General features: G+C 48.5%; 25 protein-coding genes, 1 tRNA gene and 1 riboswitch. Of the genes, 4 read left to right on the plus strand and 22 right to left on the minus strand.

All coding sequences use genetic code 11. The features are described from left to right. The 8 genes from ADA01nite_RS18290 to ADA01nite_RS18325 form a co-directional block, all read right to left on the minus strand. Positions 1–1,199: histidine kinase dimerization/phospho-acceptor domain-containing protein (locus ADA01nite_RS18290; RefSeq protein WP_371863579.1), on the minus strand; the 1,199-nt coding region annotated here is incomplete at its 3' end. Between the two features lie 182 nt (positions 1,200–1,381). After that, positions 1,382–2,758 carry an NCS2 family permease gene (locus tag ADA01nite_RS18295; protein ID WP_146811867.1) on the minus strand — a complete coding sequence of 459 codons (1,377 nt, stop codon included), beginning with the start codon at positions 2,756–2,758 and terminating at the stop codon, positions 1,382–1,384. Positions 2,759–2,797: 39 nt separating this feature from the next. After that, positions 2,798–4,336, minus strand: coding sequence for a glutamine-hydrolyzing GMP synthase (gene guaA / locus ADA01nite_RS18300; RefSeq protein WP_146811868.1), 1,539 nt, complete (start codon positions 4,334–4,336; stop codon positions 2,798–2,800). 138 nt (positions 4,337–4,474) lie between these two features. Continuing rightward, positions 4,475–4,576, minus strand: a riboswitch (purine riboswitch). A gap of 383 nt (positions 4,577–4,959) precedes the next feature. Beyond that, on the minus strand, positions 4,960–6,588 hold the full coding sequence (gene groL, locus ADA01nite_RS18305; RefSeq protein WP_146811869.1) for a chaperonin GroEL: 1,629 nt from the start codon (positions 6,586–6,588) through the stop codon (positions 4,960–4,962). An 89-nt stretch (positions 6,589–6,677) separates the two neighbouring features. After that, positions 6,678–6,959 carry a co-chaperone GroES gene (gene groES / locus ADA01nite_RS18310; RefSeq protein WP_146811870.1) on the minus strand — a complete coding sequence of 94 codons (282 nt, stop codon included), beginning with the start codon at positions 6,957–6,959 and terminating at the stop codon, positions 6,678–6,680. 497 nt (positions 6,960–7,456) lie between these two features. Then, positions 7,457–8,248, minus strand: coding sequence for a twin-arginine translocase subunit TatC (gene tatC, locus ADA01nite_RS18315; RefSeq protein WP_246147411.1), 792 nt, complete (start codon positions 8,246–8,248; stop codon positions 7,457–7,459). A gap of 37 nt (positions 8,249–8,285) precedes the next feature. Then, on the minus strand, positions 8,286–8,777 hold the full coding sequence (locus ADA01nite_RS18320) for a MogA/MoaB family molybdenum cofactor biosynthesis protein (protein ID WP_146811871.1): 492 nt from the start codon (positions 8,775–8,777) through the stop codon (positions 8,286–8,288). A gap of 109 nt (positions 8,778–8,886) precedes the next feature. After that, entirely contained in the window at positions 8,887–9,477 is a 591-nt protein-coding gene (locus tag ADA01nite_RS18325; RefSeq protein WP_146811872.1) for a 5-formyltetrahydrofolate cyclo-ligase, read from the minus strand. Between the two features lie 80 nt (positions 9,478–9,557). Between ADA01nite_RS18325 and ADA01nite_RS18330 the strand changes: the two genes are divergently transcribed. Beyond that, positions 9,558–11,498 carry an ABC-F family ATP-binding cassette domain-containing protein gene (locus ADA01nite_RS18330; protein ID WP_146811873.1) on the plus strand — a complete coding sequence of 647 codons (1,941 nt, stop codon included), beginning with the start codon at positions 9,558–9,560 and terminating at the stop codon, positions 11,496–11,498. A 173-nt stretch (positions 11,499–11,671) separates the two neighbouring features. On the opposite strand, the gene ADA01nite_RS18335 is transcribed toward ADA01nite_RS18330, so the two are convergent. The 7 genes from ADA01nite_RS18335 to ADA01nite_RS18365 form a co-directional block, all read right to left on the minus strand. Next, complete coding sequence (locus ADA01nite_RS18335) at positions 11,672–13,906, minus strand: hypothetical protein (RefSeq protein WP_146811874.1); 2,235 nt, start codon at positions 13,904–13,906, stop codon at positions 11,672–11,674. A gap of 215 nt (positions 13,907–14,121) precedes the next feature. Then, positions 14,122–15,180, minus strand: a complete 1,059-nt coding sequence (tsaD, locus tag ADA01nite_RS18340; RefSeq protein ID WP_146811888.1) for a tRNA (adenosine(37)-N6)-threonylcarbamoyltransferase complex transferase subunit TsaD — start codon at positions 15,178–15,180, stop codon at positions 14,122–14,124. Continuing rightward, positions 15,152–15,631, minus strand: coding sequence for a ribosomal protein S18-alanine N-acetyltransferase (gene rimI, locus ADA01nite_RS18345; RefSeq protein ID WP_246147412.1), 480 nt, complete (start codon positions 15,629–15,631; stop codon positions 15,152–15,154). The genes tsaD and rimI overlap by 29 nt, the downstream gene beginning before the upstream one ends. 13 nt (positions 15,632–15,644) lie before the next feature. Further along, positions 15,645–16,358, minus strand: a complete 714-nt coding sequence (tsaB, locus tag ADA01nite_RS18350) for a tRNA (adenosine(37)-N6)-threonylcarbamoyltransferase complex dimerization subunit type 1 TsaB (RefSeq protein WP_146811875.1) — start codon at positions 16,356–16,358, stop codon at positions 15,645–15,647. Continuing rightward, positions 16,339–16,818, minus strand: a complete 480-nt coding sequence (gene tsaE / locus ADA01nite_RS18355; RefSeq protein ID WP_246147413.1) for a tRNA (adenosine(37)-N6)-threonylcarbamoyltransferase complex ATPase subunit type 1 TsaE — start codon at positions 16,816–16,818, stop codon at positions 16,339–16,341. Before tsaE ends, tsaB begins: the two co-directional genes overlap by 20 nt. Before the next feature lie 22 nt (positions 16,819–16,840). Beyond that, positions 16,841–17,872 carry a thiamine-phosphate kinase gene (thiL, locus tag ADA01nite_RS18360; protein ID WP_146811876.1) on the minus strand — a complete coding sequence of 344 codons (1,032 nt, stop codon included), beginning with the start codon at positions 17,870–17,872 and terminating at the stop codon, positions 16,841–16,843. After that, positions 17,850–18,341 carry a SprT family protein gene (locus ADA01nite_RS18365; protein ID WP_146811877.1) on the minus strand — a complete coding sequence of 164 codons (492 nt, stop codon included), beginning with the start codon at positions 18,339–18,341 and terminating at the stop codon, positions 17,850–17,852. The genes thiL and ADA01nite_RS18365 overlap by 23 nt, the downstream gene beginning before the upstream one ends. A gap of 81 nt (positions 18,342–18,422) precedes the next feature. On the opposite strand from ADA01nite_RS18365, the gene ADA01nite_RS18370 reads away from it, so the two are divergent. Both ADA01nite_RS18370 and cmpA read left to right on the plus strand, forming a co-directional pair. Continuing rightward, entirely contained in the window at positions 18,423–18,767 is a 345-nt protein-coding gene (locus tag ADA01nite_RS18370; RefSeq protein ID WP_146811890.1) for a hydrolase/acyltransferase, read from the plus strand. Positions 18,768–18,823: 56 nt separating this feature from the next. Beyond that, complete coding sequence (gene cmpA, locus ADA01nite_RS18375; RefSeq protein WP_146811878.1) at positions 18,824–18,943, plus strand: cortex morphogenetic protein CmpA; 120 nt, start codon at positions 18,824–18,826, stop codon at positions 18,941–18,943. A 56-nt stretch (positions 18,944–18,999) separates the two neighbouring features. Here cmpA and ADA01nite_RS18380 read toward each other — a convergent pair whose 3' ends face one another. The 6 genes from ADA01nite_RS18380 to ADA01nite_RS18405 form a co-directional block, all read right to left on the minus strand. Then, positions 19,000–21,156, minus strand: coding sequence for a Tex family protein (locus tag ADA01nite_RS18380; protein ID WP_146811879.1), 2,157 nt, complete (start codon positions 21,154–21,156; stop codon positions 19,000–19,002). Positions 21,157–21,253: 97 nt separating this feature from the next. Then, a complete protein-coding gene (locus ADA01nite_RS18385; RefSeq protein ID WP_146811880.1) occupies positions 21,254–21,604 on the minus strand; it encodes a type II toxin-antitoxin system PemK/MazF family toxin in 351 nt (116 codons plus the stop codon). Positions 21,605–21,607: 3 nt separating this feature from the next. Next, positions 21,608–21,892: a CopG family ribbon-helix-helix protein gene (locus ADA01nite_RS18390; RefSeq protein WP_146811881.1), complete on the minus strand. Its 285-nt coding sequence runs from the start codon at positions 21,890–21,892 to the stop codon at positions 21,608–21,610. A gap of 281 nt (positions 21,893–22,173) precedes the next feature. Beyond that, entirely contained in the window at positions 22,174–23,361 is a 1,188-nt protein-coding gene (gene alr / locus ADA01nite_RS18395) for an alanine racemase (protein WP_146811882.1), read from the minus strand. A 4-nt stretch (positions 23,362–23,365) separates the two neighbouring features. Beyond that, a complete protein-coding gene (locus tag ADA01nite_RS18400; protein ID WP_146811883.1) occupies positions 23,366–23,800 on the minus strand; it encodes a hypothetical protein in 435 nt (144 codons plus the stop codon). 16 nt (positions 23,801–23,816) lie between these two features. Beyond that, on the minus strand, positions 23,817–24,497 hold the full coding sequence (locus tag ADA01nite_RS18405; RefSeq protein WP_246147414.1) for a haloacid dehalogenase type II: 681 nt from the start codon (positions 24,495–24,497) through the stop codon (positions 23,817–23,819). Between the two features lie 147 nt (positions 24,498–24,644). Between ADA01nite_RS18405 and ADA01nite_RS18410 the strand changes: the two genes are divergently transcribed. Beyond that, the gene (locus ADA01nite_RS18410) at positions 24,645–25,016 is read left to right on the plus strand and encodes a hypothetical protein (protein ID WP_146811885.1); all 372 of its coding nucleotides are present in this window, start codon (positions 24,645–24,647) and stop codon (positions 25,014–25,016) included. A 62-nt stretch (positions 25,017–25,078) separates the two neighbouring features. Here the strand turns inward: ADA01nite_RS18410 and ADA01nite_RS18415 are convergent. After that, positions 25,079–25,160 (minus strand) — tRNA-Leu (locus ADA01nite_RS18415). Between the last annotated feature and the right edge of the window lie 5 nt (positions 25,161–25,165).

Below are 25,165 nucleotides of genomic sequence, written 5' to 3' on the forward strand. Positions count from 1 at the left end.
TCGGAGTAACCGATGATTGCGTTTAACGGTGTGCGCAACTCATGGCTCATTGTGGAGAGAATCTGACTTTTTAGGTTAGCCGCTTCCTGGGCAATCCTTCTCTCCTTCTTCAGTTCTTCAATATAATGCGAATTCTGCAGCGCTACCGCGAATGCGCGGCTAAAGCTCATCATCATTTCCTCGTCTTCCTTGGTAAACCGGAAAGCGCCGACCTTGTCGATGAGAGAGAAGCGACCTACTTCCCGCTTACCGATAACAACCGGCACTTCCAGGAAAGAGTCGCTCTCTTCATGCTCCGAGATAAGGGAGGTGTCTGCGTATTTATTCGAAGAAATGATTCGTCTCTCTTTCCCCTCATTCAATATAATGGTAAGCGTTACTTTTCTTGCCCCGATAACTTGTCCTACTGTCGCGACCATATCTTCTAAAAAACCATCCGTCAATTCCAGACTCCCGTACAGCTTCTCAAGCAGCAAATGAAGGGAGTGAAGCTGCTGCTGCCTATATTTCAACTGTTGCAAATAAAACCGTCGAATCATCAAGATAAGCATAACAAGAGGGACGCCGACAACAACGATAACCACCAGTGCTCGTTGCCATACATCATACAATGTAATAGCGTTGCCAATCGTTTTGGAAATAATGTAGACAAACAGCGTTGTCGTGATGAAAATTCCAATAAACGCCATGATCACAGCCGTAACCGCACTCTGATTCCATCCAACTTTCTCAAATTGGATCGGAAATCCATTGCGATACAAATCCCGTTGAACCTGCATGAGGATACCAAAATAAAAAGGGGCATAAGTGGTCATTATTACACCGATACAAATAAAAACAATAAAAATCATATCTTTTTTTCCATCAACCACCTGGTAAAAAAACAAGAACGCCAAAAAGAGAAAAGAGACAATACTATATACAACGTATTCGTATAGGATGCGTCGAAGCGAAGCCTGAACAAGCCCGTTTTCTTTCTGTTTACTTACATCGATGAGCCATTTATCGAATCGCTGCATAACCAGAGCGCAAAAGAAAACAGAAAACAAAACGGTAAATAAACCAAGAAACGGCTTTTGCAGCAGGCCTGCAAGCTGGTACATATGCAAAAGGTTGACAGATAAGGCAAATACTACACTTAGGAGAATAGGCACAAGGAAACTGGCGCTTATCCAGAGTACCATTGTCTTTTTTCTCATAGCTCTCCCCGTTCTTTTTTCTATAATTCTAAGCATTGCTCGTTCTATGCTCTCTATACAAATTATAACAGCATTCTTATCCGATTTTTCAAAAAAATCGCAAGGAATCGTGACAGGACATGTTTAAATAAAAACAAAAAGCGGAGGAAGACTCTCGTCTTTCCTCCGCTTTTCGCAAACATTTATGCATTGACGTCGATGAATAAAAATCTTGCAACAATCAGAATCGCAAGAACCCACATAAGCCAGTGAACTTTGTTCTTGCCTCCGGCGAGGTTATTTGCCGTTGCCAGGATTACGTAAAATACGATACCGAAAGAAATACCGTTAGCAATGGAATAAGTAAACGGCATAAAAATAATCGTAAAGAATGCAGGAATGGCATACACCATGTTATCCCATTCGATGCCGCGCACCGCCCCCATCATCAGGACACCGACGATAATCAGCGCAGGCGCTGTCGCCTGTGCCGGAACAATCAATGCCAGCGGAGCTAAGAACAGCGCAAGAATAAACAGGATGCCGGTCGTCACCGAAGTCAAACCGGTACGTCCACCCTGTCCTACACCGGCCGCACTTTCTACATAGGCCGTAATCGTACTTGTGCCGAGCAGCGCGCCAAGACTAACGCCGCCTGCATCTACCAGCATCGCCTGACCGATACGCTTCTTCGCATCCGGCTTATCAAGCAAACCGGCTTTTGCAGCCGTTCCCGTTAACGTACCAAACGTATCAAACAGTTCTACAAATGTGAAGGTAAATACAATCGTCAGCAGGCCGGCATTTAATGCGCCGGCGAAATCAAGCTGACCGATGGCCAGATTGCTGAAGCTAGGCACCCATTGCGCATCCTGCAGAGAAGATACATTCGTTACACCCATCGGAATGCCGATAATCGTTGTTATAATAATACCAAGAAGAATGGCTGCTTGTACACGCATAACCATCAACACGCCCGTGACAAGAAGACCGATAAGCGTCAGCAGGATTGCCCTGTGCTCCACAAAATTGCCGAGCTGCAGCAGCCAGTCGTTTGCACCCAACTCCGTAAATGGTTTCGCCGGGTTCTGACCAATGTAGAAGCCTGTTAACAAACCGCTCGTTTTAAACCCGATAACAGTGATGAACAGACCGATCCCTACCGTAATCGCTGCCCGCAACGAATCCGGAACCGCATCAAGCAGCATTTGCCGGACTTTTGTAATCGTTAGAATGAAAAAGATAATACCTGAGATGAATACGGAAGCCAGCGCAATCTGCCATGTAATCGCTCCGCCAGAGCTCATAACGACAGCAGCGAAATACGCGTTCAATCCCATTCCCGGCGCCAGCGCGATCGGATAGTTTACGAACAGTCCCATCATGATGGTGACCAGTCCCGCGCCAAGCGCGGTGGCCACGAACACAGCATTGAAATCCATGCCCGTAGCCCCTCCGGCCGTCAAAGTGAGCGGGTTAACAATCAGAATATACGCCATTGTAATGAATGTAGTCAGGCCGGCGATGATTTCCGTCCGCACATTCGTGTTATTTTCTCGCAACCTGAAGAATTTCTCCATCTTCCTTTTTCACCCTTTTCCTTATCGTTTTTTACACGATTATTCCCACTCGATAGTTGCCGGCGGTTTGGATGTAATGTCATACACCACGCGGTTGACATGTGGAACTTCATTTACAATACGAACGGAAATCTTCTCCAATACATCATAAGGGATGCGCGCCCAGTCAGCGGTCATGCCGTCGATAGAAGTTACGGCGCGGATACCGATCGTGTAATCGTACGTACGGCCATCTCCCATTACACCTACGCTACGCACATCCGGCAGAACGGTGAAGTATTGCCAGATTTCGCGCTCTAGGCCCGCTTTCTTGATTTCATCGCGCAGAATAAAATCGGATTCGCGTACGATTTCAAGCTTCTCTTCCGTTACTTCGCCCAACACCCGAATGCCGAGGCCCGGACCCGGGAACGGTTGACGCCATACGATTTCATGTGGCATGCCAAGCTCCTCGCCCACTTTGCGTACCTCGTCTTTAAACAGCTTATTCAGCGGCTCGATTAGATCAAGCTTCATTTCTTCCGGCAGACCGCCCACATTGTGGTGCGACTTAATCGTTTGCGCCGTTGCCGTACCGCTCTCGATAATGTCGGTATACAGCGTACCTTGCGCAAGGAAGTCCATGTCCGTCAGCTTGCCAGCTTCTTCCTCGAACACGTAAATGAACTCGTTGCCGATAATTTTGCGCTTTTTCTCCGGATCGGAGACGCCTTTTAATTTATTTAAGAAACGCTCGCGTGCGTCGATCTTAATCACGTTCATGTGGAACTTCTCTGCGAAAGTCTCCATTACGCTTTCCGCTTCACCTTTGCGCAGCAGGCCATGGTCGACGAACATGCAGGTCAGTTGATCGCCGATCGCTTTATGGATAAGCACAGCTACTACAGAAGAATCCACACCACCACTAAGAGCGCACAGCACTTTTTTGTTGCCGACCTTCTCACGGATTTCATCCACCATCATGTCGATGTAGTTCTCCATCGACCAGTTTCCCTCACAGCCGCATATTTCGAACAGGAAGTTCTTCAGCATCTCATTGCCGCGTACGGAGTGACGCACTTCCGGGTGGAATTGTACGCCGTAGAAATTCTTCTCCGGATGGCTGATAGCCGCCACCGGGCACGCTTCGTTGCTAGCGTCAATCCGGAAGCCTTCCGGGACTTCAATGACTTTGTCTGTATGGCTCATCCAAACGGTTTCCACTTTGTCCAGGCCTTTAAAGAACGGGGTCTCATTGTGGATGGTAATGTCAGAGCGCCCATATTCGCGTACGCCTGCGCGCTCTACTTTTCCTTTCAGATTATGAGACATGAGCTGCATACCATAGCAGATGCCGAGAATAGGTACGCCCATATCGTAGATACGCGTATCGCACTGGGGTGCCCCTTCTACATATACGCTAGCCGGACCGCCAGAGAAAATGATTCCTTTCGGATTCAGCTTCTCCAGCTCTTCCACCGGAGTGTTATACGGCATCAATTCGCTGAACACGCCAAGGTCGCGAATGCGGCGTGCAATCAACTGGTTGTATTGTCCTCCGAAATCGAGGACGACGACTAGCTCTTTCGGCTTGTCCATCTTCGTAAAATCCCCCTCTGTGTAACTTGTTGCGCTAAGAGGCGTTCAGCACATTTCTCATCTTAGCATGGTTTATTCTTTCCTATAAAAAAGCAAAAAACCGGGCATGTCTCTATATGGATACAGAGGCAGAAACCCGGCATAGGCGTCTGTCCCCATAGTCGAATCATTTACGGTGATTCGGTAGAAACTCTCAGGCCATATTCCTGATATTATATGAGGTCGTTTGAATGTATTTATCGATTATGACGAGATTAGTTTACCAGAGGCATAGGAAAAGTCAAGGACTAAAATATGAAAGTTCCATACATTTTCAGCTTTAATGTTCGTGTTTTCTTATCGTAAAATCCAGTTTATTCCTAAACATTCTTTTAAAGCCAGAGTATTGTTAAGAAAAATCTGAAATGAGAAAAACTCGCGGGCGGTGCCGCGCCGCTCGTCCTTTTTCCTCAAAGAAGCCAAACAGCCGCTTTGTGCCGCGCACACACCTCGCGAGTTTTTTTTCACTTACTAATGGAGGGAAAGTATATTTTGCTTTATCACTGTAAAGCAAAATATACTTTCCTATACCATAAAAAACCTCCCCGATTCACTCGGAGAGGTTTATTCCCAGGGGACAGGGATTACATCATTCCCATGCCGCCCATTCCGCCCATGTCAGGCATGCCGCCGCCTTTTTCCGGCTCCGGCTTGTCAGCTACAACCGCTTCGGTTGTCAGGAACATAGCCGCAACGGATGCGGCGTTTTGCAACGCAGAACGAGTTACTTTCGCCGGGTCAACGATACCTGCTTCGATCATGTTCACCCATTGAGCAGTCGCTGCGTTGAAGCCAATGCCCACTTTCTCGTTTTTCAGGCGCTCAACGATAACAGAGCCTTCAAGACCCGCATTTGCAGCGATTTGGCGTACCGGCTCTTCCAGTGCACGCAGGATAATGCGGACACCTGTCGCTTCATCGCCTTCTGCTTGAACTTCTGCCACTTTGTTATAGATGGATACAAGCGCGGTACCACCACCGGCTACGATACCTTCTTCAACAGCAGCACGCGTTGCGTTCAGTGCGTCTTCGATGCGGAGCTTCTTCTCTTTCAGCTCAGTTTCAGTAGCTGCACCGACTTTGATAACCGCAACACCGCCAGCCAGTTTAGCCAGACGTTCTTGCAGTTTTTCTTTGTCGAACTCGGAAGTCGTTGTTTCAATTGCAGCGCGGATTTGGTTTATGCGAGCGTCGATGTTTGCTTTGTCGCCAGCACCTTCTACGATCGTTGTGTTTTCTTTTGTTACAACCACTTTACCTGCTTGACCAAGCTGTTGCAGGGAAGCAGATTTCAGATCCAGACCGAGGTCTTCTGTGATAACCTGACCGCCAGTCAATGCAGCGATGTCTTCGAGCATTGCTTTACGACGATCACCAAATCCCGGAGCTTTTACCGCAACCGCAGTGAATGTGCCGCGCAGTTTGTTTACAACCAGCGTAGCCAGCGCTTCGCCTTCTACATCTTCAGCGATGATAAGAAGCGGCTTGCCTTGTTGTACAACTTTCTCGAGCACAGGCAGGATTTCCTGAATGCTGGAGACTTTCTTGTCAGTAATCAAGATGTACGGATTCTCGAGTACCGCTTCCATCTTGTCAGTGTCTGTAATCATGTACGGAGAAGCGTATCCACGGTCGAATTGCATACCTTCTACAACGTCAAGCTCCGTTGTGAAACCTTTGGATTCTTCTACCGTGATAACGCCGTCTTTACCCACTTTTTCCATTGCTTCAGCAATCAGTTGGCCGATTTCATTGTCAGCTGCAGAGATTGCTGCTACTTGTGCGATGGATTCTTTGCCTTCGATCGGCTTAGAAATTGCATGCAATTCTTCTACCGCAGTACGAACCGCTTTTTCGATACCTCTGCGGATTACCATCGGATTTGCACCGGCTGTTACGTTCTTCAGACCTTCGCGAATCATCGCTTGAGCCAGAACCGTAGCCGTTGTCGTACCGTCACCCGCTACATCGTTTGTTTTGGTTGCAACTTCTTTAACCAGTTGTGCACCCATATTTTCGAACGGATCTTCAAGTTCGATTTCCTTCGCAATGGTTACACCATCGTTTGTGATTAACGGAGAACCGAATTTCTTCTCAAGTACAACATTGCGACCTTTAGGTCCAAGCGTAACTTTTACTGCATCTGCAAGCGTGTCAACACCGCGGAGCATGGCGCGGCGTGCTTCTTCGCTAAAACGAATCTCTTTAGCCATTCTGTTCGCCCTCCTGATTATGTAGTATTCGTTTTCTATACGTTACCTGCACGGTGAAAAGTCAGATAATAAATTGCCGTTCTCAGTGATTAGTCAACAATCGCGAGAATGTCGCTTTCACGCATGATCAGCAGTTCTTTATCGCCGAATTTCACTTCTGTGCCAGCGTATTTGGAGTAGATAACGCGGTTACCTTCTTGAACTTCCAATGCGATACGCTCGCCATTCTCGATGCGTCCGCTTCCTACAGCAACGACTTTACCTTCTTGCGGCTTTTCTTTTGCCGTTTCCGGAAGTACGATTCCGCTAGCAGTTGTTTCTTCTTTTGCGATAGGTTCGATAATCACACGATCACCCAATGGCTTTAACACTGAAAACAACCTCCCTGTTAAGTATCTTGTTAGCACTCAACCTCATCGAGTGCTAACACAATTATTATAATATATACTTTATTTCTGTTTTGCAAGTCCTGGACTGCAAAAAAATTTCCTTTCTCATTCTGAACATTTTCAGCTTGGAATATTCCTTAGCCAAGAGATATTCCAAACTCAGAGGTAAGAAAGTTAGAAATTTGAAAGTTGGCGTACAAAGTTGAGAAAAACTCGCGGGCGTTGCCGCTCGTCCTTTTTCCTCAAAGAAGCCAAACAGCCGCTTTGTGCCGCGCACACACCTCGCGAGTTTTTTCTCGCTTACTAATGGAGGGAAAGTATATTTTGCTTTATCACTGTAAAGCGAAATATACTTTCCTATACCATAAAAAAGGCGAATGCCTTTTCCCTCTACTCTAACTCCCTCCTTCTTTCTAATAGTTCCCACAAAAAAAGAGCCGGAGGGTCGGCTCTCTTATCCCTTTTTGTTTCTTTACTATTTACTCTCTCTCAATCCTTAGGACGGCATCCTCTTCTTTTTTATCGCCGTAAAATTCCTTCTCCCACTCCGCATCTTCTTTCAACTGCTTGCGGTAAATTACACGGGAAATCAGCACGCTAATCTCATATAAAATCACCAGAGGCAAAAATACGCTTAAATGACTTACGAAATCAGGCGGCGAAATCAACGACGCTACAATGACAAGCGCCAGGTATGAGTATCCCCGCATCTTCTGCATACGCATCGGATTCAAGATGCGCAGCCTCGTCAGAAACATGACGATGATAGGAAGCTCGAACAGCAGCGCCAGCGGAATGATAATATTGAACATAAACCCGAAATATTGTGCCAATCCGAATGTTTCTTCAGCCCCTAACGAGCCTGAAAACTTAATCATGAAAGTAATGATCATCGGAAATACGAGATAGTACCCGACGGCAAGTCCGGCTAAAAACAGCAAAAATGCCGGAGCAATAAACACGCCGGCCGCTCTCCGCTCATGTGGACGAAGTCCCGGAGAGATAAAGCGCCAGAGATGGTACAATATGAACGGCAGCGTGATAACAAGCGCAATGACAAACGAGAACTGCATGTATACACGCAGACCGTCGGCAATCCCGAATACATGCCATTGAATGCCCGCATCCTTCTGGAAATAGTGAACGATAGGCTGCGCATACGAAAAACCGACGATAAACGCGATGATAAAAATCACCGCAATCCAGATCAGGCGGCGCCGCAGCTCTCCCAGGTGCTCCACAAGCCGCATTTCTCGATCTTGAGTGCTCATGTGCTGTTCAAATCCTCTCTTAAACAGACAGCTTTTTTCAGGTATTTACGTTTTCGTTCGTTCCTTGAATGATGGCCAGGGCTGAGGAAATCTGGTCCGCAATCGCCAGGAAACACCATTCCATTCCCGGAAGGCTTCCCGGTAGATTAATAATCAGAGCATTCCCGCGCGTCCCTACGATCGCACGCGTAAGCAACACCTTGCGTGAATGCTGCATGGCACAGCGACGCATCTCTTCCGCGAGACCCGGAACATGACGATCAATAACCAGCTCTGTTGCTTCCGGTGTTACGTCTTCCGGACTCAGTCCCGTACCGCCAATCGTAATCAGCAAATCCACTTTCTCCCGGTCGATAAGCTCGATCATATTCTCTTTCAGCATCTCTATATTATCAGGCGACAGACGATGATGCGCAACTTCTGCGTCAAAATTATGCTTCAGCAGCGCCTCCAGCTTCGGAAAACAGTCATTCTCCCGCTCTCTGCAATACACCGAGTTGCTTGAAGTGACGACCCCAATTTTCCACATTCAGGTAACCCTCCGTTATTCACTAAAAAATTCAATAAAAAACCTAATTTTATTGTACTATAACCTGTCCCTGTTGTGTCGATTTTTACACATCGAGACAGTGGCAAAATCATGAACAAACAATGGACCTGCATTCAGTAATAATCCGATCTATCCTGTGGTCATGTTCTTCGACGGGCAGCGATGGGACCATCTGCATCTCATAGCACACCGCAAAAAGAGGCGGCAGACTTCCAAGATCTGTGAAAAAGCGATCGTAAAAGCCTCCTCCGTATCCAAGACGCTCCCCCCGCTTCGTAAACGCGACGCCCGGAACAATAATGACGTCGAACGGCTCACCCAGCCACGGCTCGCATTCAGCCTCATCAGGCTCACGAATGCCGTATACGCCTCTTGTCAATGTATTCCATCCGCTGAAACGATACGGAACCATGCGTTTCTCTTCCGGATAGGTTTTCGGTACATACACATCCTTGCCCGCCTTGCAACATGCATTGACAAAAGTGTCCAGACACACTTCATCCCCAAACGAAAGGAACGTAAACAGACGCTGCGCATTCCAAACTTCCGGCACAGCAAGCAAACGCTCTACGATCTTCCGCGAACGCCACATACGTTCCTGTTCGCTCATTTCTGCTCTTTGTCTAAGAATTTGACGGCGCAGCTGCCGCTTATCCTCTTTCCGATCTTTTATGTCCATGCTTTTCTCCCTTCCTCCGCTTTCTCGCCTATGTATTTTGAGATACACTAGGAGTGGACAAAAATAGGGGTGAACAAATCATGATCTTACTTCAGACATTAAATATAAGCAAATCATTCAGCGCCAATCCGGTGCTTTCCAATGTGAATATGGTACTGCAATCCAGAGAGCGGGTGGCCCTAGTCGGAGTAAACGGTGCAGGTAAATCCACCTTGCTGAAGATTATCACCGGTCAGATGCTGCCTGACGAAGGCGAAATTCAAAAGGCAAAAGATACGACGCTCGGCTATCTGGCACAGGACAGCGGCCTGGATACGGAGCGGACAATCTGGGAAGAGATGATGACCGTGTTTGAGCACTTCAAGGAACGGGAGAAAGAGCTGCGCCGGATCGAGCGGCAAATTGCCGACCCGGATATTATCGCCGACGGGATACAGCATGAAAAATTGCTGAATACGTATTCTCATCTCGTGGACCAATTTAAGCTGGAAGGCGGCTATCAATATGAAGCTACCACCCGTTCTATCCTGCATGGTATGCGTTTCTTTCCCGAGGATTACGATACGCCGATCAATCAGCTTAGCGGTGGGCAGAAGACCCGTCTTGCGCTGGCCCGGCTGCTGCTTATGGAGCCGGATGTGCTGATTCTCGATGAGCCGACCAACTATCTAGATATCGAGACGCTCGGGTGGCTGGAGAAATATCTGTTGAATTATCCGGGCGCCCTGCTGGTCGTCTCCCATGACCGTTTCTTTCTCGACTCGCTCGTCAATATTATCTATGAGCTAGAACGAACGCATGTTACACGCTATGTCGGCAACTATACGGACTATCTCATTCAGAAGGGAGAACGGGTGCAGCAGCAGATCAGACAGTATGAGAAACAGCAGGCGGAAATCTCCCGCATCGAAGAATTCGTACAGCGCAATATCGCCCGTGCCTCCACCACAAAACGCGCACAGAGCCGCCGTAAAATGTTAGAACGGATGGAAACACTTGATAAACCAGTGGGCGATTTAAAAAAAGCGCAGTTTTCTTTCGATATCGAAAAGGTAAGTGGAAATCAGGTGCTAACGCTTAAAGATGTGAGCATCGGGTACGAAGACGCCCCTCTCGCCCGACATCTGTCGTTTGAGATTACCCGCGGAGAGCGCGTAGCGCTGCTTGGTCCGAATGGTCTCGGCAAATCCACCTTGCTTAAAACGATTGTCAAGAAAATGGCTCCGCTCTCCGGCACCATTTTCTATGGCAGTAATGTGATGCTCGGTTTCTACGATCAGGAGCAGGAGAATCTGAACCCGGTCAAACAGGTACTGCATGAGCTCTGGGATGAGTATCCGACCATGCAGGAAAAAGATGTACGCACCATATTAGGCAACTTTCTGTTCAGCGGTGACGACGTGCTAAAGAAAATCGGCGAATTAAGCGGCGGTGAGCGAGCGCGTGTCTCATTGGCCAAGCTCATGCTGCAAAAAGCGAATCTGCTGATTTTGGATGAGCCGACCAACCATCTTGATCTGTTCAGCAAGGAAATTCTCGAAGAAGCGCTGGAAGACTATCCGGGAACCATCCTGTTCGTCTCGCACGACCGCTACTTCCTGAATAAAATCGCCACCCGCGTACTTGAGATGACACCGAACGGAGTTATTTCTTACCTGGGCAACTATGATTACTATATAGAGAAAAAAGAAGAACTTAAAGAGCTACAATCACCCGCTCTGGCTCCGGCAATACAGACCGAAGCACAAGAGGCAAAAGTCGAGTCCGCCGCTTCAGGTAAAGAGAAGTTCCGTCAGGATAAAGAAGCCAAAAGAGCCGAGCGGCAGCGGCAGCGGCGCATTGAGGAACTTGAAGGAATGATTGAACAACTGGAAGAGACGATCGCTTCCCTGGAAGAAGAACTCTGCAAGCCGGAAGTATTCCAGAACCACGAACAAGCGCTGGCGCTTAACGAAGAACTGGAGGCTAAAAAAGCGGAGTTGGAAACCTGCCTGGAAGAGTGGACAGAACTGCAGGAATAGTCATATGAAATCTCTATGGCTTACCAGCCACAAGTCATTAGATGAAAATAAAGAAGGAAAAGAGAGGTTGGAAAAACAAAAGCAGCTTCGCTTAGGCATAGGGCATCCAACTTCTACTTTTCCCTACTTCATACCTCTTGTCACCCTACACATGTCGAAACATCAAAGGTTATCTATATAGGCGCATGCTGTGTATATTCTTTGCTCGCCTCGCCGTTCCAGAGCAACCTATACAGTATCGGAACCAGCGCATACAGCATCGCCAAAGCAGCGGCGATAATACCTGAATCGTTCACCAGGAGCGCTACGAACGAGCCAAATGAGATGGTTTTCATTCCGGTGGTAAACCAGGGATACTGGCGCTTTATCCGCCCCACTCTTTCGCTCTGGTAATAAATCAGCAACAGACTCACTACAAAGCTTGCGATAAATAGCTTGCTCCATATGGAAGCCAGAATCAAACGCCAGTTCATCGTCAGCTTCCGTTCAATAATTCGACCAATCTCTTGCCAGTTGCCTCGCGCAAGCTCACCGACCGCCCGGCCGATATGCGATTGCTCCGCCCCCGATGCCTGGTAGTTCAGCACAAAGAGCAAACAGGCGGCTGCCATTCCGATTCCCAACAAAGCCGCTACATACCGCTTTCGCCAGGCAAATCCGGAGAAAGCCGGGATGCCATATACCAATGCGGCCAGGAATACGAGGATTCCTCCTGCTTTACTGCCTCCTTCCGGCCATGCCATATAGAAAACGACGAGTCCTACTATCAGAACCATGAGCGTAAGAACCAGCCGACGGGCATGCCTTCTTTGCATCTCACCCGCCATTGCTATACTTAGTATGGAAGCACCAAGCAGAACTCCCATATACTCATTACCAATGCCATAGTAGCGAGCACCGATAACCGGGTCATATCCAAGATAGGAGCCACAGATAAGTTCCCCGCCCGTAAACCCGTCCAGCAGGAGCGGGACCCAATTTATAATTCCAATCCAGAAATAACACGCAGCAAAAGATAATCTTTGCAGTAAATGGGCGAGTCCCAAGCCAACACCGCTTACCAGCAGTACCACAAGAAAAGGCGAGGGCAGGCCGGGAACCACAGGCAAAAGAAGCAGCAAAAACGGAACAAGCAACACAAACGGCAGTAGATACGAGAGAATGCGGAGTGCTTTTTCTTTTGTGCTTTTCCATCTGTCAAAGGAAAACAATAACACCGAAGAGAGGACAAGCACGGTTATTGTCATGCCGACATATGGATACAGCACCGCAGGACGTGTAGCGTAAATATGATCTATCCTCTCAGCCTTCTTCCAGAATTCATCATGCCCAATCTCTCGTTCTGTTCTAAGCGGCATTCCTTTCATCTCTATCGGAGGCTGTATTCCAAACCAGGTAAGAATGGTCGGTGCCATATCAATATTGGCCGCAAGCCCCGGCTGTCGGGTAGTTCCAGAGGTTAGTATACCGCCGCCTCTACCGTCTTCCCAGAGCAAGACGGGTGCCATTCGCTTTTTTTCGGCGATTTCGCTGTCTGGAAGCGATGCAGATAGGAGTACAATCTTTTGACCCTGTGTCCTCTCTTTCGTCAGCGTTTCCGTAAACTTCGCAATTTCCTCCATCACCTGCTGCCGCAGTTGCAGATATCTCTGTGTGCTTATAACGCTCTGATACCGGGCCAACCGAACGAGATCACCAAGCTCTACTGCGATAAAACCTGTGCCTCTTTTTTGCCATTGCCGAACATGATACGCCAGGAACGAATAATCCGTTTTCTTCCCGCCCGGAAAAAACGGGCTGTGGATAAGTGTCTCTTCCCCTATCCACCCCTGCGGTGTCACCCCTCTGCGATCCATAGTCAACAGTACAGATAACCTGCTTACTTTTCCTGACATATCGCTATTGCCGATAACAGCTCGTCTAATTCCGTGCTTCTTTAAGGTTTCTCCTAGTAGACCAGGGATAGCTCCCGTATTTTTCTGCTTGTTATTCTCCGCCAGGACAGAAGCATACGGAAAGAGAATGGTTCCGTTCCGCACCATTGCCGGCACCTCTCCCATATACTGACGATACATCGCAAGCCCTGTCGTTCGCTTTTCACTGAGCCCGTATGCATTCCGGCCCCATTCGGATCCGGCAGCGCGGGTACCGGTTCCCAGTGTCAGAACACTGTGGATATCCCTTAGAGAAACAGCGGTTCGCATATTCATCTCACCGATTGCTGCCTGATTGAGAAAAGAAAACGCAGCATTCTGATAAAGGGCACGGATGTCCTGGCGGGTTAGCTCCGGAACGAGCAGCATGATAACGGTAGGACGGTTTTGCGAAAGAATACTTGTGGTAAAAGAGAAAAAAACGGTCAGAAAAACACTGCAAATTCCTACGACAAAAATCGTCATTTTTCTCAATCTATCACTCTCCTTTCCCCACATACCCACACCGTTATTCACACTTTCACCATTATGAAAAATATTGATATATTAGGTTATCCACTATTTTATCCACATTATCCACAGATTTGTGGATAATGTTATTCAGCATGTTATTCAGCATCTGTCCACAGAATTTGACAAGATAAGATTTTTCCCAACAAAAAAAGCAACCCGTTTATAGGGTTGCCCTTTTATGCCAGCGGCAAACCGGGAATGCCGTTCAGCGACATGTCCGCCAGGTTGCCTTTTTTATATTCGATATAGCCTGCTCCTGCAATCATCGCGGCATTATCCGTGCATAGCGATAACGGAGGAATAATCAGCTCGATGCCTTCCTGTTTCGCCCGCTCGGTCAGAGCGGTGCGCAATCCTTTGTTGGCTGCTACGCCCCCCGCCAACAACAGCTGCTTTACCGGGCGTTCTTTTATTAATTTAAACGACTTATCCACAAGCACTTCCACGACTGATTCCTGAAAACTGGCTGCCAGGTTTTCCGGCTCAATACTTTCTCCACGCTGTGCCGCGTTGTGCAATGTATTCAGCACTGCCGATTTCAGTCCGCTAAAGCTGAAATCATATGTGCCCTCGAGCCAGGCGCGCGGCAGCGGAACATTTGGCTCTCCTTCGTGTGCTAGCCGATCAATATGCGGGCCACCCGGATACGGAAGGCCAAGTGAGCGCGCTACTTTGTCATACGCTTCGCCAACCGCGTCATCTCTTGTCTGTCCGATAATTTCGTATGACCCGTGCTCTTTCATATACACCAATTCCGTATGGCCACCGGAGACCACCAGCGCCAGAAGCGGGAATTTCATTTCTTTCACAAACCGATTTGCATAAATATGACCGGCAATATGATGGACGCCAACCAGCGGAATGCCGCGTGCGAATGAAATGGCTTTGGCGGCGGCCACTCCTACAAGCAGCGCGCCCACCAATCCAGGCCCATACGTTACCGCAATGGCGTCGATGTCATCGAAGGTGGATTCGGCTTCCCGGAGCGCTTGCTCGATAATAACCGTGATGTTTTCCACATGATGCCTTGATGCAACTTCCGGCACGACACCTCCGAAACGTTTATGGCTTTCGATTTGTGAGGAAATCACATTCGAACGAATCACAGTTCCGTCTTCGATAACGGCAGCCGACGTCTCATCACAGCTCGTCTCAATGCCGAGAATACGAATCGGCCTTCTCTGGGCGAGCGCCTCTTCCCTCCGTTTATAAGCTTTCTGCTTCCACTTGTTCATCATCCAGTCTCACCCACATTATAATAGCGTCTTCCCCGTTGTCGGTATAATAGCCGGGACGTACGCCTTCTTCCACAAATCCCAGTTTCCTGTACAATTTTTTCGCCGCTTCATTGCTGCGTCGCACTTCCAATGTCATAGCCGCAGCCCCTGATTCGGCAGCGAAACTCATCAACCGATGCATCAACCGTTCTCCGAGATAGCGCCCGCGATAATCAGGATGGATAGCAATATTCGTAATATGGGCTTCATCCAGCACAAGCCACATTCCACCATACCCGATGACACGGTGCTCTTTCTCCACTATAAAATACCGCGCAAACACATTTTTCTTCAATTCATTGATAAACGAATCGCGCGACCATGGCGTCGAAAACGAAAGTCGTTCCACTTCCTCTATCTCGTCAAGGTCTCTCATCTCCATACGGCGAATCGTGAACTCTTCTGTCATCGTATCGCCTCCTCTATTTCTTCTGGCTGGCGAGCCATTTCGCTTCCGCCTCCGCCATCTGGAGATAGACAGGGATAAAGGTTTCTGTATCTTCAATGCGCTCTTCTTTTAACGCTTTCCATCCGGCAGCGGCCAGATGGGCTGCACGCGGAATCCGATAAGACATAGGAGCAAACACCGCCTGATCTCCCATTATTTCTGTAATGGTTTCTCGATGAATCGTGATATCATCGCCAAGGAACAAAATCGGCTCCTGGTCATCAGCCTCTCTCCATTCCTCAAGCGCCTGCTTTAACAAAACGATTCGTTCAGCCTCAGCGAGGTACACGCCTCCTTCCGGCATTGCCCGGTATACACCAGTATATACCTGTCCACGGCGCGCATCAAATAGAGGGACAATCCGTCCCGGAAAATAAGCGGCATTCCAGGCCAGCACTTCCAGACTGGAGATGCCTAGCAGCGGAATATTGAGCGACCAGGCCATGCTTTTCGCTGTAGCGACGCCAATGCGGACTCCAGTATAAGAACCTGGACCGCGGGCTACCGCAACCGCCGCAAGCTCCGTCGGATCGACCTCCACCTCATCCAGCAGTTGACTAACCATAGGCATGAGCCGGATACTATGATTCTTTTTTAAGTTGGTTGAAAACTCGCCGAGCACCTTGTCTTCTGTGCAAACCGCGACGCCCAGGCTGAAGTTTGAAGTATCAATTGCCAGAATGGTCATGCTTTATCGCCTCACACAATGTTTCATATCGTCTGCCATGCGCCGTAAACTTAAGCGTCCGCTCGTCGCCTTCTCCCCGTGTAATTACGATTTCACAGCGCTCGGCCGGAAGCTGCTCGGCAATCATCTGCGGCCACTCCACTACCGTCACGCCGTCCCCGTAAAAATATTCGTCAAACCCCAGGTCTTCCAGCTCGTCTTCCACGCGGTAAACATCCATATGGAAAAGGGGGAGACGCCCCATGTATTCTTTAATAATTGTAAATGTCGGACTGTTAACCACACCATTTACACCCATGCCACGCGCCAGCCCCTGTGTAAAACTGGTCTTGCCTGCACCCAGATCACCCGACAACGTAAACACGTCCCCCGGCTCCGTCAGGCGTCCGATTTTCTCCGCCAACGCCTGTGTCTCTTCCACAGAACGAGTATGAAACACATACATCTGTCCGTCTGCCATCTTCATCACTTCCTACGCGAACTTACTTTTCCTCACTAAAATGATTATACCCTTTTTTCGGAAGCAGCGTGACCTCACCGTTACTCCGCTTCAGCAGAACGCCGGCCTTGCCTGCTTCTACCCGTCCAATCCAGTATAAGGATAAATTCTCAGCCGCAAACGCCCGGCTTATCTCTTCTTTATGCTCTCCGGCAATACTGCCGACAAGCCGGTAGTCTTCTCCCCCGTAAAAAGCCCACTCTAAAGCATCTTTCCCGCTTGTCTTAGCATAACGAATAAGCTCGTCACTCAGTGGAATTTCTGCTTCATTAAGTACAATCTGCACCCCGCTTGCTTCGGCAATCTCCCACGCTTCGCTCGCCAATCCGTCACTGATATCGTTCAGCGCAATGCGCTGCCCGCTCTCCGCCAGGATACGTCCTGCCTGTACATGCGGCTCCGGTTGGCGGTGGCATGCGGCAAGCGCTGACCATTCGTCCGGAATATTGGCGACTCCCCAGCGTTCCTGAAGTAAAATATGAAGCCCGCCGGCCGAATCTCCTACCGTACCGGTCACAAATATAGAATCTCCGGGACGAGCGCTGCTACGGCGCAGAGCTAAACCGTGCTCTACCTCACCGAGTACAGTAACCGTAAGGGTCAACGGCCCAGGCACCGCCACCGTATCGCCTCCGATTAAAGCCATATTGTGCTGGGAAGCCAGCTCAGCCATGCCGTCATATATCCCGGCTACTTCCTCTTCATTCCATGTACGAGGCAGCCCCAAGGATACAAGATAAAACAATGGAATGCCACCCATCGCCGCCACATCGCTGATATTGGACGCCAGCGCTTTATGTCCGATATCGTGCGGAAGCATCGTCTGACGCTTAAAGTGCACGTCTTCGACCATCGCATCGCAGCAAACAATCCAATTATATCCGCTGCGGCCTGCGACCACAGCGGCGTCATCTCCATTGCCGACCTCGATTCGCTTTGCAAGCGGCAGCGGTGTGGGATGCCTTCTGGTCAGGTAGGAAATAAGCCCAAATTCATCGCGCCGTTTTTCCGTCATACGTCTCCTCCAATTCCCGCAAGTGCAGGCGACCCCTGCACTTGCCGCAGACATACTTGCGGGTATTTACATGCCGCCTGCGCAGATAGCGCATGCCGCAATCCTGACAGACCAGTTCATACCGGTATTCCTGCCGTTTGCGCGGCGCTACCGATTGGCAGTATCGACTGCCGCCCACTTGTTTTAACAGTTGCTTAAAATCGCTATCTTTATGCTTATATCCGCGTCCAGCGAGATGCAAATGATAATGGCAAAGCTCATGTTTGATAATTCCCACCAGCTCTTCTATACCAAACAAATGGTAATGTTTAGGGTTAATTTCGATGTTATGTGTCCCCAGCACGTAGCGACCACCCGTCGTCCTAAGCCGCGGATTGAAATACGCGCGGTGCGTAAACGGACGTTGGAAAAAGTCGGTGGAAACCCGCTCGACAAGCTGCTGCAGTTGTCCCTCGGTTAAGCTCTCCATCTCCTCGCCTCCATTCTTGCGTGCATCTCCAACATGCGCTACACTTGTGAACGTACATACGAAACAAGGGGGAGCCATGTGATGCGTTACTGTATTTTATCGACAAAAAAGAATCTGCAATTCGTCGCTATGCCTGATGGCTACATGTATCAGCTCGTTGCGCTGCTGCGTCGGCTTCATAAAGAAATCGGCAAATTGACTGTCCAAAATCGCCCGGAATTGCCGGAAGTTCTTGCTGAATGCAGCGAGCTTGAGCTGCATGCGGAGAATGTCCACATCATACAAGGGATTGATTATCTGGCTGATTTGGAAAAAAGCTTCGTTTCTCTTCAAGAAGAAAATTACCCGCTCATCGCCCTTCTCACCGAAATCCGCGCTCTGCATGCGCAGCTCGAATACTTGATGGAAGAAGGCGAATACGAGTAACAACCGGTACTCCCTCACATATAGTAAAATTAAAAAGCGTGACGGGAGGGATCCGGATGCCGCAATGGCTGAAGCGCCAATTAATGAAAGCTTTTCAGACAAAAAACCGACGGCAAATTCTTCTCTTGAATGATTGCTGGTTCTTATATAACGACAAACAGGGAGATCGAAACTGAGGCTTTTCGACCTCCCTGTTTTTAGATGCAGGTCTCATCTCTTCCTCCCTCTTTCCTTACTCTTCAGGAGCCAACATCGTCAATCCGACCCGTCCTTTCCGCTCATCAATATCTTTGACCCATACGGTAACAATTTCACCGACAGAGACGACGTCAAGCGGATGTTTAACGAAACGGCGGCTCAGCTGCGAGATGTGAACCAGTCCATCGTTTTTCAGACCGATGTCGACAAACGCGCCGAAGTCCACTACATTACGCACCGTGCCCTGCAGTTCCATGCCTTTGGCCAAATCGCTGATGTCGAGCACGTCTTTTTTAAGCAGTGGTTTGTTCAATTCTTCTCGCGGATCGCGACCCGGACGAAGCAGGCTCGCTACAATGTCCTGCAATGTCGGCTCACCGACATTCAGCTTTTGTGCCATTTCTTTTATATTCACTTCTTTAAACTTTACTCTGGACTGTTCGCTCCCAATCTCTTCCGGACGAATGCCAAGCTCTTTTAGCAGTTCGGCGACACTTTGATATGATTCCGGGTGAATCGGTGTACTATCGAGGGGATTTTCCCCGTCTATGATGCGCAGGAAACCTATACATTGTTCGTATGTCTTCGCGCCCAAACGCGGCACTTCTTTCAACTGGCTACGTGACGTATATTTCCCCAGTTCTTCTCTGCGGGCAACGATATTCTTCGCTACTTGCTTGGAGATGCCGGATACATACTGCAAAAGCGACGGAGAAGCGGTATTTACATCAACACCCACATAGTTGACCACCGATTCGACAACGAACTGAAGGCTGTCCGACAATTTGCTCTGTGATACGTCGTGTTGATATTGGCCTACGCCGATTGACTTCGGATCGATTTTCACCAATTCGGCCAGCGGGTCCTGCAGGCGACGCCCGATTGACACGGCGCTTCGTTCCGCGACGTCTAAATCCGGAAACTCTTCCCCGGCCAATTTCGAGGCAGAATAAACACTGGCACCGGCTTCATTGACAATGATATAAGAGAGATCTCGTTTTATCTCTTTTATCATATCCACGACAAACTGTTCCGTTTCCCGCGATGCGGTTCCATTTCCGATCGCGATGATCTGTACGCCATATTTTTCAATTAAACTACTCAGTATCCGCTTCGCCTCTGCAATCTTGTTCTGCGGTGGCGTCGGATATACGACTGCCACCTCAAGCAATTTGCCCGTCTCATCAATCACCGCACTCTTGCACCCTGTTCGAAATGCCGGATCAAGAGCTAAGACGACGCGGTTTTTTAACGGTGCCTGCAGCAGTAATTGACGAAGATTCTCGGAGAAAATATGAATGGCCTGCTCCTCCGCTTTTTCCGTCAATAGTCCCCGTACTTCCCGCTCCACGGCAGGAGCAATCAAGCGTTTATAGCTGTCTTCGAGTACCGCTCTTAGCTGCTCGGCAGCAATACTGTCTCTGCGAATCCATTTGCGTTCAAGATGCTGCAGAATCGGTGCAGGATCGAGCTCAAGTTTGACGCGCAGGATGCCTTCGCGCTCCGCCCGATTGACAGCAAGAATCCGGTGCGGTGCCATCTGGCCGACCTGCTCACTGTACTCGTAATACATCTCATACACATTTTTCCCTGAAGGTTCGTCTTCTTTTTTAACCGTAGACAGTACAGCCCGCTTCATCGTATAATCCCGCACCCAGCTTCGCACACCCGGATCATCCGCCACTTGCTCGGCGACAATGTCTGATGCCCCCTGTACAGCCTCTTCTACAGATGCTACACCTTTTTCCGGATCAATATATTTTGCTGCTTCTTCCAACAAATTTCCTTTGCGGGCAGTCAGCATAAATTGGGCAAGCGGGTCCAATCCTTTCTCTTTTGCTATTGTGGCCCGCGTTCTGCGTTTCTGTCTGAATGGCCGGTATAAGTCCTCCACTTGCTGTAGCCTGGTAGCGCTTCGGATTTGTTCTTCCAACTCATCTGTCAGCTTTTCCTGTTCGGCAATCAGGCGAATGACTTCCTTTTTTCGTTCCTCTAGCTGACGTAGATATTGAACACGTTCTTGAATGGAACGAATCTGATTCTCATCCAGCATGCCGGTTGCCTCTTTGCGATAGCGGGCGATAAACGGAACGGTACTCCCTTCGTCGAGAAGCGCAATCGTACGTTCCACCTGTCCCGGTGCAATCTGCAGCTCACCGGCGATAACTGAAACCATCTGCTTTACTTCCATGGCCAACATCCTTCCGCGACTTTTTCTGCCGTGCAACGAAAAAAAAGCCACCGTATTTCACAGCAGCCTCTTACAAATCTTCTACATTCGTGTATCTTTAAAAATCAATAAGTCCTAAACTAATCTGGAGAGCGTCATTTACCCGTTCCATCATCTCTTCGTCAAGGTGTGTGATCTTATCCGTTAGTCGTTGTTTATCGATCGTACGTATTTGTTCAAGAAGAATAACGGAATCGCGGTCAAATGCATACGTTTTTGCATCGATCTCCACATGAGTAGGCAATTTAGCTTTTTGTATCTGTGCCGTAATGGCTGCGACGATTACTGTCGGACTGAAGCGGTTTCCGATATTATTCTGTATAACCAACACGGGACGGACTCCGCCTTGCTCCGATCCGACAACGGGGGATAAATCCGCAAAATATACGTCGCCACGCTTCACGATCACACACTACACCCCGCTCACTAAACGTCCCAACGTCAGGTCGGCTTCTTCTTCAGCTTGAAAAGCCTCGCTAGCCATGTGCAAATTGATGTTTGCCATCTCCATATACCCACGCTGCATCGTCTCGCGGATATGACGCTTTTTACGTTCTTTCAAGTACAGTCTCATTGCCTGACGGATAAATTCACTGCGATTTGACTTTTCTTTTTCGACCAATCCATCCACTTCCTGTAATAGATGATCTGGCAAGCTAATCATGATACGCTTCGTGTCCATTTTAGACAAGACCATCGCACCTCCAACACCAACACTATACAACATTTTTGCAAGTTGAAAGACCGCGCGAAAGGCACATTACCAGTATGGCGTAGCCTATACAAAAATATACTGTGCGCGGCTTGATAAGCGGGAGATTTCGACTCCCTTTTTTAGTATTCGAGCTATACCGGCAAATTCCTGCCTCTCTTCCCTACTTTTAGAAAAGATTTTGCTTCCTATTTTGATTCTTATTGATTGTACCATGATTCCCCCTGTGTCACAACAGGAGGAATGGCGTTTTTAACCGTTTATTCCTAACAAGAACTTATCAATATGCGATTGTTTACTGAAACAATCCGACCGTTTTCCTTATAAACCCGCGGCACTCGCTTGCTTACCATGCATGTCACTTCATAATTAATCGTATGGAGCCAATCTGCCATTTCATCGACGGAAATCTCTTCGCCTCCCTGGCGTCCAAGCAAAACCGCTTCTTCTCCTACAGACACATTCGGAATATGCGTGATATCTACCATAAATTGGTCCATGCATATTCTGCCAGCAATCTTTGCACGCTGTCCTTTAATCAGTACATAACCTTTATTCGACAACAACCGATTATACCCGTCTGCATAACCTACAGGAATCGTAGCAATGATCGCCTCCTCAGGCGCTTCGTATGTTGCCCCGTAGCTGACCTTTGTTCCGGCCGGTACGCGCTTTACATGGCTTACTCGCGCTTTCCATTGAAAGGCGGAAGCAAGCGGAATGTTTGTCGTTTTGGCATAGCCTGAAGGATACTGTCCGTATAAACTGATTCCCAAACGGATCATATGTCGGCTTCGCTCAGGATAGAACATCGCTGCTGCGCTGTTATTGGTATAGAGAAGCGGTATCGTAATGCCACGCTTTGCCAGAGTATCGACGAGATGCTGAAAGATCTCATACTGCTCTAACGTATAGGTTTTGTCCTCCTCATCGGCAGTCGCAAAGTGTGTGAACATGCCCTCTATTTCGATCCATGGGCACGTACGCGCAAGCTCAAAAAACGAGATAAGCTCTTCCTCTTTCCGTATGCCAATTCGTCCCATACCCGTATCCACTTTCACATGAATCCGCGCCTTTTGATGAAGCTTTTCGGCCGTACGGCATACTTCTCGAAGCATATCCTGCTGGTATACCGTCATCGTAACTTCATGCCGGATGGCCGGCTCAATGCCGCGCGAAGGAAATGAACTGAGTACAAGAATAGGAGCAGTGATGCCCTGGCTGCGCAGTTCCAATGCTTCGTCCAGGAGCGCCACTCCCAGCCATTCCGCACCTTCGGCAAGCGCTTTTTGCGCTATCTGGTAAGCGCCATGTCCATAACCGTCCGCTTTGACTACCGCCATAATTTTCGTCTCTGCCGGAATATGTTTGCGGAAGGTCCGTATATTTTCTCCTATGGCATCCAGGTCGATTTCCGCCCAGACGTCCCTGTAAAACTCTCCGACCCCTGTCATTGATTTATCTCCCTCTTTTCTGTGCGCGTGCAATCTGTCTATCCAACTCTTCTAGAAATTCCTGAGAAGCCATAACACTGTACTTTTTGTTGCCCGCCCGATATGTCGGTTTCCATACGCTGTCCCGCTGTAATTCCTGCAGAGCTACGCTTTCTTCATTTTTTCCGACCCGCATAACAAGGTGAGTTCTCGAAAGTTTATATGTCGGATGAAGAATGGCTTTGTAAATCATAGGCGAGAATCCCACGATAACAATGGCCGCACCCATAGCAATAATAAACACCGCCGTACGGTTTTGCGGCAGGAAATTCAACAGCCCGAACATTACGATGACATAAAGCACTGTCTCAAGCAGCTTATACTTAAATGGACGTTTTAAATAGATGTCCTTTGCGCTCGCCTCTTCATGGCGTAGTATGTTTCCCTGCTGTTTTTTCATGTAGAGCCCCTTTCTTTTATTGCTGTTTTTGCAAAATGGGCAGCAGCTCGCCCAGGTTGTGAATGATAAAATCAGGTGGTTGCCCCAGTTCATCAAATGTCTGTCCTGTCCGATTCAACCAGGCGACATGGAATCCAAAACTTTTTGCACCGGCAGCGTCCCAAGCGTTTGAGGAGACAAATACCACTTCTTCCCGCTTTACCTGCAACACTTCAAGCACACGGGTATACGCGGCCGGGTGCGGTTTATATATTTTAGCATCATCTACGCTAATAACATCATCGAGATGCTGTTCCAGTTCAGTATGCTTAACCAATGGCAGCAGGAAGTCAAGCGAGCCGTTTGAAAAAATCGTTCGCTTCCACGCTGTAAGCCGAGGCAATACATCAGACACCTCCGGATACAGCTTCAGCATAAGGTACTCTTCCATCAGTCGCTTCCGGTATGCCTCATCGAGCGGAAGATCCAATTGTCTGCATGCAAAGATAAGTGCTTCTTCTGTGATCTGTCTAAAATCAACGTACCGCCCCATTAAAGCACGAAGCCAGCTATATTCTAATTGTTTCGTGCGCCAGAGCTGGCTAAGACGAGTGCCCTGTCCCGGAAATAATTCATCGCATACCTCAATGACAGAATGGACATCAAAAAGCGTTCCGTAAGCATCAAACGCGATCGCCTTAATTGTATTTGTATTCACTTTTCTCCCCCGTTTCCATGTCACATCAGATTCAGTATAACAGATATTCTTCGAATCTGGGTACATGTCCCGGCTCTATCGGGTTTGCCGTTACATACAATTAAGTATAGAGTAGATGAAATTCACCTGAAAAGGAGGTGATCGGGGTTGGCAAAAAGACCGAGAAAAGCAGCCTCCAGGCAGCATCAAGACAGTCATATTTCCCGTTTTCCTATCCTGGACAAAAGGCGACAAATAAAAAGGAAACCCTCTCCCCCTACACAAGGAGGAAACATCGCCAGAGGATTCGATCCGGCCGGATTGGCTGAACTGCTGCAAAACCCCGCAGTCCAAACACTAATCAAGAAAGGATTAAACAATGGCGTTGCAACGAAACCAGCGAAGCCGGGCGAAAAACAGAAGGGAAAAGCTGAAAAAAAGAATGGATTAAATAATATGCTGGGTGGTGTGGATTTTGTGCAACTTGCTAAGTTGCTGCAAAACCCAATGGTCCAGTCTATGTTAAAAAATATATTTTAATCAAAAAAAGAAAAAGCACTTCTTCTTGAATGTCAAGAAGAGGTGCTTTTTGCGCATGTAAGTACCGATGGTCGGAGTCGAACCGACACTCCCGAAGGAACACGATTTTGAGTCGTGCGCGTCTGCCAATTCCGCCACATCGGCATAGG

The organism is Aneurinibacillus danicus (assembly GCF_007991215.1).
Classification (GTDB): domain Bacteria; phylum Bacillota; class Bacilli; order Aneurinibacillales; family Aneurinibacillaceae; genus Aneurinibacillus; species Aneurinibacillus danicus.